This window comes from Streptomyces sp. NPDC093591, assembly GCF_044764885.1.
In the GTDB taxonomy this organism is placed as follows: domain Bacteria; phylum Actinomycetota; class Actinomycetes; order Streptomycetales; family Streptomycetaceae; genus Streptomyces.
In genome coordinates this window covers 100057-115875 of record NZ_JBIWIY010000018.1, presented here as the reverse complement: position 1 = coordinate 115875, position 15819 = coordinate 100057, and the positions used below count along the sequence as shown (strand labels likewise).

The following is a 15819-nucleotide window of genomic DNA, read 5'->3' as shown; positions in this document are numbered from 1 at the left end:
TGTCACTCCCGGTTCCCGGAGACCGTCTCGCGCATGGCGCGCAGCGACTCCTTGAGCGAGCCCATGGTGGCGAGGACGGCGGTGGGCTCGTAGCCGCAGTGCGCCATGCAGTTGGCGCAGCGCGGGTCCTTGCCGCGGCCGTACTTGTCCCAGTCGGTGTCCTCGATCAGCTCGCGGTACGTCGGGACGTACCCGTCGCTCATCAGGTAGCAGGGGCGCTGCCAGCCGAACAGCGAGTAGTTCGGGATCGCCCAGGCGGTGCACGGGAAGTCGACCTTGCCCTCGAGGAAGTCGAGGAACAGCGGCGAGTGGTTGAGCCGCCACTTCCTGCGGTTGCCGCCCGCGAAGGCCTTCTTGAACAGCTCGCGGGTCTGCTCGACGCCGAGGAAGTGCTCCTGGTCGGGAGCCTTCTCGTAGGCGTAGGCGGGCGAGATCATCATCTCGTCGACCTTGAGGTCGTCGTTGAGGTAGTTGAGGACCTCGATGATGGTCTGCGGGGTGTCGGTGTTGAAGAAGGTCGAGTTGGTGGTGACCCGGAAGCCGCGCCGCTTGGCCTCCTTGATGGCCTCCACGGCCTCGTCGAAGACGCCCTCCTTCGCCACGGACTCGTCGTGCCGCTCGCGCAGGCCGTCGATGTGCACCGCGAAGGCGAAGTACGGCGAGGGCGTGAACTTGTCCATCTTCTTGCGCAGCAGCATGGCGTTGGTGCACAAAAACACGTATTTGCGCTTCGCCACCAGCTGCCGCACGATCTCGTCGATCTGAGGGTGCATCAGCGGCTCACCGCCGGCGATGGACACCATCGGCGCCCCGGATTCGAGCACCGCTCCCACCGCCTGCGCGACCGGCATGCGCTGTTTGAGCACTCCGGCCGGGTGCTGGATCTTGCCGCAGCCCTCGCACTTGAGGTTGCAGGCGAAGAGCGGTTCCAGCTCGACGATCAGCGGAAACTTGTCCCGCCTACGGAGCTTCTGTTCGGCCAAGTATGTAGCGACCTTGATGGATTGACGCAGCGGCATGGCCATCTGGCTCACCTCCTGGGGAGCAGCAAGGAACGGTGCCATTCGAAGAAAGCGGGGAGAACGGAACGAAGGACACGGAAAGCCGATATTCCACCGCGCAACGTGCCGATCCGGACGAGTTCATGCTCTGGAGCGTCCACGACCACTCGTACGGCCGCAACCGGGCGCTCGCCCGCGCGGACGGCGCTCAGGAGCGTGGCCGCCGACTCCATGTCGACCGCGATTGCGCCGGTCGCGCACAGATCGGACCGCTCCTGACCACGGATGATGCGGTCGGAACCGGTGAGCGGTCCGGTGTGGACGGTGCGGCCGGGGACGGCCCGCGCGAGCTCTTTGACGAGCAGTTCGGTCCCGACGCACGGAACGGTTCCACCCGGATCGCGGGTCTCCTCGGCGACGACCAGGTCGCCGGGGTGCATACCGGGAGCGAGCCCCGCGCAGAAGCCCGTGGCGAGCACCGCTGCTCCACTCAGGGCAGGGTCTGCCAGCACCCGGGTGACGGAGCGCTCGGCGGCCTTGGGCCCCATGCCCGTACGGAGCACGGTGACCGGCCCGCCGGCGCCGCCGCGGTCGCCGGCGCGCAGGGCGAACTGCTCGATGCCGAGCGCACAGGCGATCAGCAGCGGCACCGGGGCGGCCGGGGTATTCATCAGCCGCCCTTGTGCCGGTCGGAGAAGGGCTCTCCGTGGACGTACCGGCCGAGCGCGGTGAGCGGGAACACCTGCCGGTAGAGGTGGTAGTTGATCGAGAAGTCCCACGGGAAGCCGGTCCCCGTGAAGTACGGCTCGTCCCAGGAGCCGTCCTCCCGCTGGGTGGCCGCGAGCCACTCGATGCCACGCTCGACGGCCTTGGAGTCCTTCTCCCCCGCGGCCAGCAGGGCCATCAGCGCCCACGCGGTCTGCGAGGCGGTCGAGGCGCCCTTGCCGCTCCACTCCTTGACGTACTTGTAGGAGCGCAGGTCCTCGCCCCAGCCGCCGTCGTCGTTCTGGACGGACTCCAGCCAGGTCACGGCACGTCGGATCGCCGGGTGCGGGCCCGGGAGCCCGGCGGCCACCAGGGCGGGCACCACCGATCCGGTGCCGTAGACGTAGTTGACGCCCCAGCGCCCGAACCACGAGCCGTCCGGCTCCTGTTCGGCGAGCAGCCACTGGATGCCGCGCCGGGTGCGCGGGTCGTGGGCGAGGCCCTCGACGGCGAGCATCTCGACGACGTGCGCGGTGACGTCCGCCGACGGCGGGTCGATGACCTCGCCGAAGTCGCAGAACGGCAGCCGGTTGGGGAACGGGCTGGTGTTGTCGACGTCGAAGGCGCCCCACGCCCCGTTCTTCGACTGCATCCCGAGGTTCCACCGCACGCCGCGCCCGATCGCGCCCTCCACGCGCTCCGGGTCGTGGTGCTTGACCCGGCGCAGCGCGAGGACGACCTCGGCGGTGTCGTCGATGTCGGGGTAGTTGTCGTTGTGGAACTCGAACGCCCAGCCGCCCGGCGGAAGTTGGGGCCGCTTGACCGTCCAGTCGCCGGGCCGGACGATCTCCTCGCCCAGCATCCAGTCCGCCGCCTTGACGATCTGCGGGTGGTCGGCGGGGACACCGGCGTCCACGAGCGCGATGGTCGCCAGGCAGGTGTCCCAGACCGGCGACTGGCAGGCCTCGATCATCCGGGCTCCGTCCTCGCGCCAGACGGCGAAACGGTCCAGCGACGCCAACCCCTCGCGCATCACGGGGTGTTCGAGGTCGTAGCCGAGCAGGTGCAGCGCAATGATCGAGTACACCGCCGGCGGCTGGATGCCTCCCCAGCAGCCGTCGTTCTCCTGCCGCTCGATGATCCAGCGGGCGGCGCTGTTCATGGCGGCTCTGCGCAGCCTGCGCGGGGCGACCTTGCGCAGCTGGTGCAGCGCCTTGTCTAGCCGCTGGAAGGCTCCGTCCCAACTGGCCGCCGGAGCAAGGGGCTTGGGCGGGTTCGGCTGGGCGGGGTCGGTGTGCAGCTCGTCGAGCGGGAAGGGCGCGGGCCGTACCGGGCGCTTCGCGGAGACGATCGTCAGCGGGACGATGGTCTGCCGGGCCCAGCAGCCGAAGTCGTAGATGTTGAGCGGGACCCACTTGGGGAAGTAGATGAGCTCCGGCGGGAGTTCGGGCAGGTCCTCCCACTTCCACCAGCCGAACAGGGCCAGCCAGATCCGGGTGAAGACCCGGGAGGCGGCGATGCCGCCCTGCTCGCGGATCCAGGCGGAGGCCTTGGCCATGTGCGGGGCGTCCGGCGCGTCACCGGCGAGGCGGAGGGCGACGTACGCCTCGATGGTGGCGGAGAGTTCGCCCGGCCCGCCGTAGAAGGTGGCCCAGGCGCCGTCCTCGCGCTGCTCGCCGCGGATGAACAGAGCGGCGGCGTGGGTGGTCGGCTCGTCGCGGATGCCCAGGAACTGGCGGAGCAGCAGGTCCTCGGCGTCCATGGTGACGTTCGTCTCCAGGTCGCCCTTCCACCAGCCCTGGGCGTCCTGCTTGGCCAGCAGGAAGTCGGTGGCGCGCCGGACCGCGCGTACGGCGGCTTCGTGCACCCCGGCCGCCACGGGGTTCTCGGTGTCGCTGGCCGCGGCTGCCCGGGGCGGGAGCGCCCCGGTGCTTCCGTCGGTCGTCGCTGTCATGGCTTCCCCTTCGTGCAGTGCTCCAGGTAGTGCGTCTGCTGTGGGTCCGCCGTCGGCCGGTGCTCTGGTTCCCGCCACACCGGCCGGCGACTACGCGAGGGCTATTCGACCGATATTGATCATCTCTTTTCGCCCGGTGGTGATCATCTCTTCCGTACGACGACGAAGTCGGCGAGCGCCGTGAACCGCGCCCGCACCTGCTCGGGCATGTCGACGGCGTCGAGGGCCTCGACGGCGATGGTGTGCTGGCGGCGCGCCTCTTCGGCGGTCCACTCCCGGCCGCCCGCCTCCTCGATGAGGGCGGCGCGGGCGGCGAACTCCTCCTCGGAGAAGTTCTCGAAGTCGCTGCTCTTGGCGTCGGCGGCGAGGATCTCGCCGAGCCGCTCGGAGGCGGATCCGCCCGCCGCGAGGGCGGCCACGACCGGCAGGGACTTCTTGCGCTGGCGCAGGTCGCTCCAGGTCTGCTTGCCGGTGGAGACCGGGTCGCCCCAGATGCCGAGGAGGTCGTCGACGGCCTGGAAGGCGAGGCCCAGGTGGTAGCCGTACTTCTCCAGGGTGTCGGCCGTGCGATCGTCCGCGCCGCCGAGCACCGCGCCGATGGAGCTGGCGCAGGCGAGCAGGGCGCCGGTCTTGTTGCCCTCCATCTCCAGGCACTCCTCGACGCTGACGCGGTCGCGGTGCTCGTAGGAGATGTCCTGCGCCTGACCGTCGATCAGGGCTCGGGTGGCGGTGGTCAGGCGGCGGGTGGCGCGGCCGGCCTCGACCGTGCCGAGCTCCAGCAGCACCTCGTTGGCGAGGGCGAACAGGGCGTCGCCGACGAGGATGGCCTGGGCGGGGCCGTGCACCTTCCAGACGGTGTCGCGGTGGCGGCGCTGTTCGTCGCCGTCCATGAGGTCGTCGTGCAGCAGCGAGAAGTTGTGGACGAGTTCGACGGCGACGGCGCCGGGGATGCCGACCTCGGGTGCGGCGCCGGTGACCTCGGCGGAGAGCACCGCGAGGGCGGGGCGTACGGCCTTGCCGCCGTCGCCGGCCGTGGGGTTGCCCTCGGCGTCGATCCAGCCGAAGTGGTAGGCGGAAACGGTGTCCATGGGAGGGGCCAGGCGGTCGATCGCCGCCCTCAGTACCGGTGTGGCCAGGGTCCTCCCGCGCTCCAGGAGCGCGGTCACGTCCACCGCGGTCTCTCGAGCGGCCTTCTCGGCCGGGGGCACAGTGGGCACGGTCTCTCCTCTTGTTGCGGTACCGGGGGTGCGGGGGCCTGCCGCCGTGCGCTGGTTCAGCATCACGCCGCCTCCTCGACGTCGAAGAGGTGGCTGGGGCGGGGCCGGCCCAGGGCGCTCAGCGCGGCGCCGGCCGCACTCACGCCACTGCGGACCGCACTCTCCATGGTCGCGGGCCACCCTGTGGCGGTCCACGCTCCGGCCAGGTAGAGGCCGGGGACTTTGGTACGGGCGCCGGGCCGCAGCCGCCCGACGCCGGGAGTGGGAGCGAACGTCGCGGTCCGCTCCCGGGTTACGAAGAAGTCCTTCACCTGCGCGCCGCGCGCCCTGGGCAACAGCCGCTCCAGCTCGGGCAGATACCGCTCGCGCAGTGCGGCGACCGGCTCGTCGATCTCGTCCTGCGCGGCGGACTGGGACAGGGCGAGGTACTGGCCGTCCCTGAGCCCGGAGGCGTCGGTCCGGTCGAACACCCACTGCACGGGGGTGCCGAGGGCCGCGAAGAACGGGCGGCTGAGCACCTTGCGGTCGTACACGACATGGACGTTGAGGATCGGCGCGGTCCCGATCTCCAGCAGCTGTTCCGGCGCGTCGAGGGCGCCTTCGGGCAGCAAGTCGTGGGCCTCGCGCTGGGCCACGGCGAGCACGACGGCGTCCGCCCGGAGCGTCTCGCCGGGAACCTGAACGCTCCAACGCCCGTTTTCGTCAGTAGAGATGGAGGTGACGCGTGTACGGACCTCGGTACGGACGCCGGCGGAGTCGAGCGCCTTGCGGGCCAGCCGGTCGTGCAGTTCGCCCAACGGGACGCGCGCCCAGCCGATGTCGGCCGCGCCCGGGTCGGAGAGCAGACCGGTCTTGAACACCATCGCGGCGAGCCCCAGCGAGGCGTCGCCCGCGACCGCGTTGAGGGTGGCGACCCCGACCAGGTCCCACAGGGCCTCGATGGCACGCGCCGACTGACCGTGCGCGGTCAGCCAGGTGCCGAAGTCAGTTGCGTCCAGGCTCGGATCGGTGAGGTCGAGGCCCTTGAGCGCGAGTGCGGCACGCCCGACCTTGGCGCGATCGGCGAGCGAGAGGTGCGGATACGTCGCCAGGCTCCGGCCCAGGTGCAGGGGTACGGGCAGTTCGTCGCGCCGCAGCCTGCCCAGCCGCCGCCCCTCCGGCCGCGCGACGTCGACCACGGGCACGTCGAGACGCTCCTGCAGCGGCGCCAGCGCCGTCCCCTCGATCCGGTCGAGGAACCAGCGGTAGGCGGTGCAGCAGCGCAGATACACGTGCTGTCCGTTGTCGACGACCAGGTCACCGCGCTGGAAGGAGAAGGCGAGACCGCCGAGCCTCGGCCTGCCCTCGATCAGGGTGACACGCACTCCGGCGTCGGCGAGCGCGAGCGCGGCGGTGATGCCGGCGAGCCCGCCGCCGACCACGACGGCGTCCCTCCCCGGGCGTCCCGGGAGGTCCGCGAGCGATCCTTCGGACTCCATGCCCTCGGTCATCGTGCCCCCTCCCCTGCGCGACCACCGTGCCGGTACTCGAACGGTGCACGGCCGGTCGTCTCAGTCAGGGACGCGGCCCGGCAGCGGAGGGTTGCCCGCCACTTTTCGCCGGTGGCATCACCTTGGACCGGAATGTCCATCAGGCACGCCTCCTGACGGTACGACTGACGGCCCGGCGGGTGACATGCCGGGCGTCCAGGCCGCTCAGGCCGCGTACGGCGACGTACGCCTTCTCACGCCCGGGCAGGGAGACCCGGCCGCGCAGCACGGCCTCCGGGTCGCGCTCGATGCGATCGAGGAGGCGGCGGTAGATGCCGGCCATGGCGGCGACGCAGGCGCCGCTGCGCCGGTCCAGCATGGGGAGCAGCCGGTAGCCCTCGGCGAAAAGGGCGCGGGCCCGACGCACTTCGAAGTGCACGAGGCCCGCGAAGTCCGAGCCCTCCGGTGGTGTCGGCCCGCTGAAGCCGTTCGAGCAGCCGAATTTGGCGAGGTCGTCGGAGGGCAGATAGGTGCGCCCTCCTTCGGCGTCCTCGCGGACGTCGCGCAGGATGTTGGTGAGCTGCAGGGCGAGCCCGAGCGTGTCGGCGTACTCCGACGCGCGCTCGGTGCCGCGCGCCCCCAGCTCCGTGCCGAACACACCGAGCGAGAGGCGGCCGATGGCGCCCGCGACACAGCGGCAGTAGACCTTCAGGTCGTCCCAGGTCTCGTAGGTCTCGCCGCGCACGTCCATCAGGACGCCGTCGATGAGCTCGTCCAGGCCGCCGAGCGGGATCGGGAAGGTGTCGGCGGCATGCGTGAGGGCGACGGCCACGGGGTCGATGTCGTCCTCGTCGACCGACCGGTCACGGATCCGGGTCAGCAGCTTCCGGGTGTCCTCGAGCCTGGCGATCTTGACCTCGGCGGTCAGCGCGCCGTCGCCGATGTCGTCGACGCGGCGCGAGAAGGCGTACAGCGCCGACATCGCGCGGCGCTTGGACGTGGGCAGCAGCCTGATGCCGTAGGCGAAGTTACGGGCCTGCTGCCCGGTGACGGCCTCGCAGTAGCTGTAGGCGGCGAGTACCGGTGCGGACGCGTGTGGTGCAGACTCCACGGTCCGGATCACCCCTCTCCTCGCAGAGTCACGCCCACCTCGCGCAGCAGCTGGAGCTTGCTGGCCTTGGGCGGGCCGGGAAGTACGTCGTATTCGGCGGCGGCGATCGCACGGATCGCCGCCCTTCCCCCCGCCACGAAACCCGCGAGCAGCAGCTTGAGCCTGCCGTGGACGCTACCCACCAGGGGGGTGCCTTCATTCAGGAGGTTCCGGGCACGTTCGGCTTCGTATGCAACCAGTGCGCGCACCGATGCGCCTGCTGTTCCTACCGCTAGATCGGTTTCCTCGACGTGAAAGCGCTTCATGTCGTCCGCCGGCAGATAGATCCGGTCACGCCCGAGGTCCTCGGCGACATCCTGGAGGTGCTCGACGATCTGCAGCGCCGTGCACACCGCGTCGGAGCGGCGGATCCGCTCGGGGGTCGCGGTGCCGGTGACGGCGAGGACGAGGCGGCCGACCGGGTTGGCGGAGAGTTCGCAGTAGGCAAGGAGATCGTCGTAGGTCTCGTACCGCCCGACGAGCTGGTCCTGGCGGTTGGCGGCGATCAGGCCGAGGAAGGGCTCGGGGGTCAGCGAGCGGCGGCGGACGGTCGGCTGCAGACGGCGCAGCAAGGGATGGCGCGGGGTGCTGTCGAAGACTCGGCGCAGGTCGGCCTCGAAGGCGTCGAGGAGGACCAGACGGTCCTCGGCCTCCTCGGGCGACACGCCGAGCAGACGGGCGTCGGCGCCGCCGGGGGCGAGGTCGCCGTCACCGATGTCGTCGACGAGACGGGCGAAGCCGTAGACGGCCATGAGGTCGGTGCGCCAGGCCCTGGGCAGGAAGAACGGCGCCACGGGGAAGTTCTCCGCGGCGGCCTTGTCGAGCGTGTCGCGCTCCGGATCACCTGGGCGCGCGCTTGGTCCCGTCACCGCGGACTGCCTGGCGCGGGGACGGCACATGCTGCGTGGAGCTGGGGAGTTTCCGTAGCCATTGCCGTCACATCTCCCGTTCTACACCGCAGACCCAATGCACACTATTTCGGACACGCCGCCCGGCCGTCCGCGCCGCAGCCCGGAGAGAGGGGTGTCGCGCGTTATCGCCCTACTTGCCGCGTTTCGGTACCGGTACAGCTTACGTTGTACAACGGGGCGCGACCCGTGCGGGTGTCCTGCACATCACAACAACGCACCGATTGGCGCCAAGATTCCTACGGCCAGCCGGAGTTGACGTTTCCTTTGCAGACGCGGGCCCCGCCGGGGCAGTTCCGGCGGGGCCGTGGGAAGCGTCCTGGGCCGTACGGCCCATGGCCACGTGGACTACTTGCCCGTGAACTTCTCGTACTCCTTGAGGACCTCGTCCGTCGGACCGTCCATCCGCAGCTCGCCACGTTCCAGCCAAAGAACACGGTTGCAGGTGTCGCGGATGGACTTGTTGTTGTGGCTGACCAGAAACACGGTGCCGGCTTCCTTGCGCAGCTCGCGGATGCGTTCCTCGGAGCGCTTCTGGAACTTGCGGTCGCCGGTGGCCAGCGCCTCGTCGATCATGAGGACGTCGTGGTCCTTGGCGGCGGCGATGGAGAAGCGCAGCCGGGCCGCCATGCCGGAGGAGTAGGTGCGCATCGGCAGGGTGATGAAGTCGCCCTTCTCGTTGATGCCCGAGAAGTCGACGATCTCCTGGTAGCGCTCCTTGATCTGCTCGCGGGACATGCCCATGGCGAGCCCGCCCAATATGACGTTGCGCTCGCCGGTGAGGTCGTTCATCAGGGCCGCGTTCACGCCGAGCAGGGAGGGCTGGCCGTCGGTGTAGACCTTGCCCTTCTCGGCGGGGAGCAGGCCGGCGATGGCGCGCAGCAGGGTGGACTTGCCGGAGCCGTTGGAGCCGATGAGGCCGATGGCCTCGCCGCGGTAGGCGATGAAGGAGACGCCGCGCACGGCGTGCACCTTGCGTACGCCCCGCTCCTCGCCACGCTTGAGGATGCGGCTGAGGGCGGCGGTGGCGCTGCCCTTGCCGGTCTTGGCGCCGTTGACGCGGTAGACGATGTGCAGCTCGTCGGCGATGACGGTGGGGATACGGGCATCCGTCTTCTGCTCAGCCACGGCCGTACCTCTCTTCCGCCTTCCAGAAGTAGACGAAGCCGCCGACGGCGAACAGCACGGCCCAGCCGAGCGCGGCCGCCCAGGCGAGGTGGGGCAGGTTCGAGTAGTCGTAGCCGTCGATGAGGGCGAAGCGCATCAGGTCCATGTAGATCGCGGCCGGGTTCCACTGCAGGACGGTCGCGATCCAGTCCGGCCGGTCCTCAAGCATGATCGGGATGGAGAACATCACGCCGGACGCGTACATCCACGTACGCATCACGAAGGGCATGAGCTGGGCCAGGTCCGGGGTCTTGGCGCCCGCCCGGGCCATGATCATCGCGAGGCCGGTGTTGAAAAGGAACTGCAGCGCCAGCACCGGCACGATGAGCAGCCAGGACAGGCGCGGGTAGCTGCCGAAGCCGACCGCCACCACGAACAGCACGATCATCGAGAACAGCAGCTGCTGGAGCTGCTGCAACGCGAAGGAGATGGGCAGCGAGGCGCGCGGGAAGTGCAGGGCGCGGACCAGGCCGAGGTTGCCGGAGATCGCCCGTACGCCCGCCATCACCGAGCTCTGGGTGAAGGTGAACACGAACACGCCGGTGACGAGGAACGGGATGTACACCTCGCGGTTCATGCCGCGGTCGGCCTTGAGGATGAGGCCGAAGATGAAGAAGTACACCGCCGCGTTCAGCAGGGGCGTGGCCACCTGCCAGAGCTGGCCGAGCTTCGCCTGGCTGTACTGGGCGGTCAGCTTCGCCCGCGAGAACGCGAGGATGAAGTGCCGCCGGTCCCAGAGCTGGCGGACGTACTCGAACAGCGAGGGGCGGGCGCCGCTCACGGAGAGCCCGTACTTGGCGGCGAGCTGTGCCGCCGTGAGGCCCTCGTCGGGCGACGGAGGCGCGCTCACCGCGACACCGCCGTCGTGCGTTGTCTCACTCACCAGTTGAAACTTTCGTCTTCGAGATGCGCAGCCTGTGCGGGCCTGGCATGAACCCTCGGGCCCGGATACGGCCCGGTTGCTCTAAGGGTCGAGCTTGTCAGATGACGGGAGGTCGGCCCAGTCGAGTCAGCCGCCACACCGTACGCCACTTCATGGGCCTGCGGGGACCGCACGGAGTGGTCCAGCCTTCCCTGAATCCGCCGAACCATGCCTTCAGGGCGGGGCGGGAGGGGCGGCGCAGGAGCGTGAGCAGCATCCAGACGCCCAGATAGACCGGGACGAGGGGGGCGGGGAGGTTACGGCGGGCGAGCCAGACGCGGTTGCGGGCGACCATGCGGTGGTAGACCGCGTGCCGGGAGGGCGCGGTCGTCGGGTGGTACAGCACCATGTCGGACCGGTAGTCGATCATCCAGCCCGCGTCGAGGGCCCGCCATGCCAGGTCGGTTTCCTCATGGGCGTAGAAGAACTCGTCCGGCAGCCCGCCGACCTCGGCGAGGACCTGGGTCCGCACGGCGTTGGCGCCGCCGAGGAAGGTGGTGACCCGGGAGGAGCGCATCGGGTCGGAGGCGCGCAGCCGGGGGACGTGGCGGCGCTGGGTCTCGCCGGTGTCCGGGTCGGCGATGCGGAAGCTGATGATGCCGAGCTTCGGGTCGGCCTCGAAGGCCTGGCGGCACAGCTCCGCGGTGTCGTGGTGCGCGAGGAGACCGTCGTCGTCGAGGAACAGCAGTACGTCGACGTCGCGGCCGCTGGGGCCGAAGGCCTCGATGCCGACGTTGCGGCCGCCGGGGATGCCGAGGTTCTCGGGCAGCTCGATCGTGCGGACGCCTTCGGGGACGTCGGGCACCGGGGAGCCGTTGCCGACCACGACGACCTGGACCCGGTCGCCGTCCTGCTTGGCGACCGAGTCGAGCAGGGCACGGAGCTCGTCGGGGCGGTTGCCCATGGTGATGATCACCGCGCCGACCTTCATGCCGCTCACTTCAGCCTGCTCGAAGCGAGGATGGACACGAGGTGCAGCAGGGTCTGCAGCAGCGCGATGCCGGCCAGCACCGCGACGCCCAGCCGGGAGAAGAACAGGTCACCGCGGGCCTGGTCGGCGATCGCCAGCACCAGGATCAGCAGGGACGCCTCGATGCCGAGGATCAGGCGGTGGAACTTGAGGGCGGCGGCGGCCTTGCGGGCCAGTGCCATGCCGGAGGAGCGCATCTCGGAGGCGGCCTCCTTGACCGGTGCCAGCCCGTTCTGGTGCCGGGCGACGCCGACGAGGTCGGTCTCCGCCTTGATCAGGATGGCGCCGAGCGCGGCCAGCGTGCCGAGGAACGCCCACAGCCAGTCGATACGGCCGCTGCCCCACAGGTCGGCGGCGCGCAGGCCGAAGCCGACGAGCACCGCGGCATCGGTGAGGTAGGCGCCGACGCGGTCCATGTAGACCCCGCCGAGCGAGTACTGCTTCCTCCAGCGCGCGATCTCGCCGTCGACGCAGTCCAGCAGCAGGTACAGCTGGACCATGACCACGCCGAGCACCGCCCCCGGGATCCCCGGCACCAGGAGTGCCGGGGCCGCGAGGACACCACAGACGGTCATCAGGTACGTGAGCTGGTTGGGCGTGACCCTGGTGTTCACCAGGTAGCGGTCGACCCGCAGGGACACCTCACGCATGTAGAGGCGTCCCATCCAGTGCTCACCGCTGCGCCGGTCCTTCACCCCCGGGGGGTGAACGACGGGGCGGAGTTCAGCTACCGATGGCCTTGACATAGTCGGCGTAGATGTCCTTGATCTGGTCGGTGGTCAGGTCGAGGTGTTCGAGGATCGTGTAGCGGCCGGGCCGGGTCTGCGGAGCGAACTCCACGGCACGGACGAACTCGTCGTCCGTGAAGCCGATCTCCTCCGGAAGCACCGGCAGCCCGTGCCGCCGCAGCACCTCGGCCATGTAGGCCGACTCCTCGTGGGCTCCGCGCAGGTACATCGCGAAGGCCGCGCCCAGTCCGCACTGCTCGCCGTGGGCGGCCGCGCGCTTGGGGAAGAGCAGGTCGAAGGCGTGGTTGATCTCGTGGCACGCCCCGGAGGACGGGCGGGAGTCGCCCGACACCGACATGGCGATACCGCTGAGCACCAGCGCTTCGGCGAGTACCTGGAGGAAGTCGGTGTCTCCTATGCCGCCGGGGTGCCTGAGCACCGCCTCGCCCGCCTGGCGGGCGATCGCGGCGGCGAGGCCGTCGATCTTCTCGCCGTTGACGCGGTTGGCGAGCTCCCAGTCGGCGATCGCGGAGATGTTGGAGATCGCGTCACCGATCCCGGCGCGCACGAAACGGGCGGGGGCCTCGTGGATGACGTCCAGGTCGATGACGACCGCGATCGGGTTCGGCACGCCGTACGAGCCGCGGCCGGCGTCGTTGTCGAGGGTGGCGACCGGCGAGCACAGGCCGTCGTGCGCGAGGTTCGTCGGTACGGCGACCAGGGGCAGGCCGACGCGGGCCGCGGCGAACTTGGCGCAGTCGATGATCTTGCCGCCGCCGAGCCCGACGACCGCGTCGTAGTGGCCGGCCTTTATGTCGCCGGCCAGCCGGACCGCGTCGTCGAGGGTGCCGCCGCCGACCTCGTACCAGCTGGCGCCGGGCAGGGCCGGAGCGAGTCGCTCCCTGAGCCGGGCGCCGGAGCCGTTGCTGACCGCGACGGCCAGCTTGCCGGAGTGCGAGATGCGCTCGTCGGCGAGCACACAGCCCAGGTCGTCGAGGGCACCCGGCCGGATGTCCACGACGACCGGCGAGGGAATGAGCCGGGTCAGTACTGGCACGCGATCTCCCGTCCGCGGGCGAGATCGTCGTGATTGTCGATCTCCACCCACTTGACGTCGCCGATCGGCGCCACGTCGATGCGGAAGCCGCGGTTCACGAGCTCCTGGTAGCCGTGCTCGTAGAACTGCTGCGGGTCGGTCTCCCACACGGTCTTCAGGGCGTCGGCCAGCTCGGGGGCGGCGTCGCCCTCGATGAGGGTGACGCCGATGTACTCGCCGGTGGCCTCGGCGGGGTCCATCAGCTTGGTGATCTTCGTCATGCCCTTCTCGGGGTCGACGACGACCTTCATCTCCTCGTCGGCCAGGTCCTTGACCGTGTCCAGGGCGAGGATGATCTTCTTGCCGTCACCGCGGGCGGCGAGCAGCGTCTTCTCGACGGAGACCGGGTGGACGGTGTCGCCGTTGGCGAGGATCACGCCGTCCTTGAGGGCGTCACGGCCGCACCACAGGGAGTAGGCGTTGTTCCACTCCTCGGCCTTGTCGTTGTCGATGAGGGTGAGCTTGAGGCCGTACTTCGCCTCCAGCGCTTCCTTGCGCGCGTACACGGCCTCCTTGCGGTAGCCGACGATGATCGCGACCTCGGTCAGACCGATCTCGGCGAAGTTGCCGAGGGTGAGGTCGAGAACCGTTGGTTCGCCCTCTATGCCCGCGGGCCCCACCGGCACCAGAGCCTTGGGAAGGCTGTCGGTGTAGGGGCGCAGACGCCGTCCGGCGCCGGCCGCCAGCACGAGGCCGATCATGCGGGTTCTCCTTCATCGTGTACGGCGGGCGCCCCGGAGGACACCCAGAAGCGGATGCTCTCGACGAGCACCACCAGGGCCACGACCACGGCGAGAGCCGTGAGCGCGACCGTGAACTGCGAGGCGGAGAGCACCGCGGCGAGGACGGTGACGAGCAGCGTCCGTCCTTCGTGCCCCCCGATGGCGCGCACCAGCCAGGCCGGGGGCGCTCCGGCGTTGCCGCGGATGCGGTACACCGTGTCGTAGTGATGGTAGGCGACGGCCGCCACCAGGCCGAAAGCCGCAGGAAGGGCTCCGTTCACCTCTGATTTGGCGGCGAGGATGAGGACGGTGCCGTACTCGGCGGCCCGGAACAGCGGCGGGACCATCCAGTCGAGGGAGCCCTTGAGGGGCCGGGAGACGGCCTCGGCGGACAGCAGGACGTAGACGACAGCGCACACGACGACCGGCCAGCCGGGGCCGTCGATCCACGCCGCGAGCGGGGGCAGCACGGCACCGACGACGGCCCACAGGACCACCGGGATGCGCAGCCCGGTCGGCAGCACGCGTGCGAGGGGCTGCGCGAGCGGGCCCGAGTCGGCGAGATCCGCGAGCGCCTTCGCCGCCCGGTCGGTCCGCCGCGCCTTCCGGGTCAGCGAGCGCAGCACGCGTCCCGCCGTGGTGTACGTCGCCGCGAAGGCGCACCCGATGAGCAGCGCGTAGAAGGTGATGCGCGGAGTGGTGACCGCCGTCAGCACCGCGATCATCGCCCAGCGCTCGCCGATCGGCAGGACGATCATCCGGCGCACCCACACCGTCCAGCCGACGCTGTCGAGCTTGTCGGAGAGGGCGGCCGTGGGGCTGGTGTTGGCGGTGGCGTCGTGGTTGGCCTCGTTGAAGGAGAAGTCGACGACGTGCCGGCAGGTCTGCAGGACCATGGCGCCCAGGGCGAGCGCCCAGACGTCGTCGCCGCCGCGGGCCGCGCCGAGGGCGAGGCCGGCGTAGTAGGCGTACTCCTTGGCCCGGTCGAAGGTGGCGTCCAGCCAGGCGCCGAGCGTGGAGTACTGCAGGGAGTAGCGGGCGAGCTGGCCGTCGGTGCAGTCCAGCACGAACGAGAAGATCAGCAGGAGGCCGGCGGCGATGAACCCGCCCCGGGTGCCGGTGGCCGCGCAGCCCGCCGCGACGAGCGCGGTGATCAGGGAGGCGGTGGTGACCTGGTTGGGGGTCAGGCCCCGGCGGGCGCACCAGCGGGCGAGGTAGCGGGAGTACGGGCTGATGCAGAAGGTGGTGAAGAACCCGTCGCGGGACTTCACGGCCGACTTCAGGCGTACGGCCTCGTCGTCGACGTTCGCGACGGCCTGCCGTGCCTCGTTGCGGGCCTGCGGGTCGGCCGGGACGGCGGCGATCAGGCTGCCGAGCTCCGGGCGGTGGACGTCGGTGCCTTCGACGTCGAGGGCGGTGACGATGCGGTCGGCGAGGCTGTCGACGGCCACCGCAGTGCCGCCGCCCGCGGAATTCTCCCGGGCCACGGCCCGGGTCAGGGCCTGGCGGCCGGCGGGCTGGGCCGTGACGGCGCCCGGGATCGCGGCGAGCGGGAAGCGGGGGTCGGTCAGGCCGAGGCGCAGCGCGTGCAGGTGGCCGACGAAGCGGGCGTCGACGACGGCGACCCGCTGGTCACCGGGCACCTGGGCGAGGAGCGTCTCGGCGTCGGCCGGGTCGGCGGCGACCCGGACGTCGTAGCCGAGGGACCGCAGATCGCCCTCGATCGACGATCCGGGGACCGGCTGACCGGTGAGGATGGCGGTCGACAACCGAAACTCACTCCCTGGGTGCCGGCGTGTCCGCGCCGGTC

The 15819-nt window shown here is 70.5% G+C and carries 15 protein-coding genes; all 15 read right to left on the bottom strand.

The features are described from left to right. Positions 1 to 2: 2 nt before the first annotated feature. Complete coding sequence (gene hpnH, locus ACIREI_RS33795) at positions 3 to 1025, bottom strand: adenosyl-hopene transferase HpnH (protein ID WP_062716260.1); 1023 nt, start codon at positions 1023 to 1025, stop codon at positions 3 to 5. Positions 1026 to 1030: 5 nt separating this feature from the next. After that, a complete protein-coding gene (locus tag ACIREI_RS33790; protein ID WP_403341115.1) occupies positions 1031 to 1672 on the bottom strand; it encodes a 1-hydroxy-2-methyl-2-butenyl 4-diphosphate reductase in 642 nt (213 codons plus the stop codon). After that, the gene (gene shc / locus ACIREI_RS33785; RefSeq protein WP_403341112.1) at positions 1672 to 3660 is read right to left on the bottom strand and encodes a squalene--hopene cyclase; all 1989 of its coding nucleotides are present in this window, start codon (positions 3658 to 3660) and stop codon (positions 1672 to 1674) included. The genes ACIREI_RS33790 and shc overlap by 1 nt, the downstream gene beginning before the upstream one ends. A gap of 143 nt (positions 3661 to 3803) precedes the next feature. Then, complete coding sequence (locus ACIREI_RS33780; RefSeq protein ID WP_403341498.1) at positions 3804 to 4940, bottom strand: polyprenyl synthetase family protein; 1137 nt, start codon at positions 4938 to 4940, stop codon at positions 3804 to 3806. Further along, positions 4940 to 6367, bottom strand: a complete 1428-nt coding sequence (gene hpnE, locus ACIREI_RS33775; protein WP_403341109.1) for a hydroxysqualene dehydroxylase HpnE — start codon at positions 6365 to 6367, stop codon at positions 4940 to 4942. Before hpnE ends, ACIREI_RS33780 begins: the two co-directional genes overlap by 1 nt. Next, a complete protein-coding gene (locus ACIREI_RS33770) occupies positions 6364 to 6507 on the bottom strand; it encodes a DUF6380 family protein (protein WP_403341106.1) in 144 nt (47 codons plus the stop codon). Before ACIREI_RS33770 ends, hpnE begins: the two co-directional genes overlap by 4 nt. Continuing rightward, positions 6507 to 7469 carry a presqualene diphosphate synthase HpnD gene (gene hpnD, locus ACIREI_RS33765; protein WP_403341103.1) on the bottom strand — a complete coding sequence of 321 codons (963 nt, stop codon included), beginning with the start codon at positions 7467 to 7469 and terminating at the stop codon, positions 6507 to 6509. The genes ACIREI_RS33770 and hpnD overlap by 1 nt, the downstream gene beginning before the upstream one ends. After that, on the bottom strand, positions 7466 to 8395 hold the full coding sequence (gene hpnC, locus ACIREI_RS33760) for a squalene synthase HpnC (protein WP_403341100.1): 930 nt from the start codon (positions 8393 to 8395) through the stop codon (positions 7466 to 7468). Before hpnC ends, hpnD begins: the two co-directional genes overlap by 4 nt. Positions 8396 to 8752: 357 nt before the next feature. Beyond that, positions 8753 to 9532: an ABC transporter ATP-binding protein gene (locus tag ACIREI_RS33755; RefSeq protein ID WP_403341097.1), complete on the bottom strand. Its 780-nt coding sequence runs from the start codon at positions 9530 to 9532 to the stop codon at positions 8753 to 8755. Continuing rightward, positions 9525 to 10454, bottom strand: a complete 930-nt coding sequence (locus tag ACIREI_RS33750) for an ABC transporter permease (RefSeq protein WP_403341094.1) — start codon at positions 10452 to 10454, stop codon at positions 9525 to 9527. The genes ACIREI_RS33755 and ACIREI_RS33750 overlap by 8 nt, the downstream gene beginning before the upstream one ends. A 97-nt stretch (positions 10455 to 10551) precedes the next feature. Further along, on the bottom strand, positions 10552 to 11424 hold the full coding sequence (locus ACIREI_RS33745) for a glycosyltransferase family 2 protein (RefSeq protein ID WP_403341496.1): 873 nt from the start codon (positions 11422 to 11424) through the stop codon (positions 10552 to 10554). Positions 11425 to 11429: 5 nt separating this feature from the next. Beyond that, entirely contained in the window at positions 11430 to 12209 is a 780-nt protein-coding gene (locus tag ACIREI_RS33740; RefSeq protein ID WP_403341091.1) for a CDP-alcohol phosphatidyltransferase family protein, read from the bottom strand. Then, the gene (locus ACIREI_RS33735; protein WP_403341088.1) at positions 12187 to 13248 is read right to left on the bottom strand and encodes an iron-containing alcohol dehydrogenase family protein; all 1062 of its coding nucleotides are present in this window, start codon (positions 13246 to 13248) and stop codon (positions 12187 to 12189) included. The genes ACIREI_RS33740 and ACIREI_RS33735 overlap by 23 nt, the downstream gene beginning before the upstream one ends. After that, the gene (locus ACIREI_RS33730) at positions 13236 to 13988 is read right to left on the bottom strand and encodes a sugar phosphate nucleotidyltransferase (RefSeq protein WP_403341085.1); all 753 of its coding nucleotides are present in this window, start codon (positions 13986 to 13988) and stop codon (positions 13236 to 13238) included. Before ACIREI_RS33730 ends, ACIREI_RS33735 begins: the two co-directional genes overlap by 13 nt. Next, positions 13985 to 15778, bottom strand: coding sequence for a DUF5941 domain-containing protein (locus ACIREI_RS33725; protein ID WP_403341082.1), 1794 nt, complete (start codon positions 15776 to 15778; stop codon positions 13985 to 13987). The genes ACIREI_RS33730 and ACIREI_RS33725 overlap by 4 nt, the downstream gene beginning before the upstream one ends. Positions 15779 to 15819 lie beyond the last annotated feature (41 nt).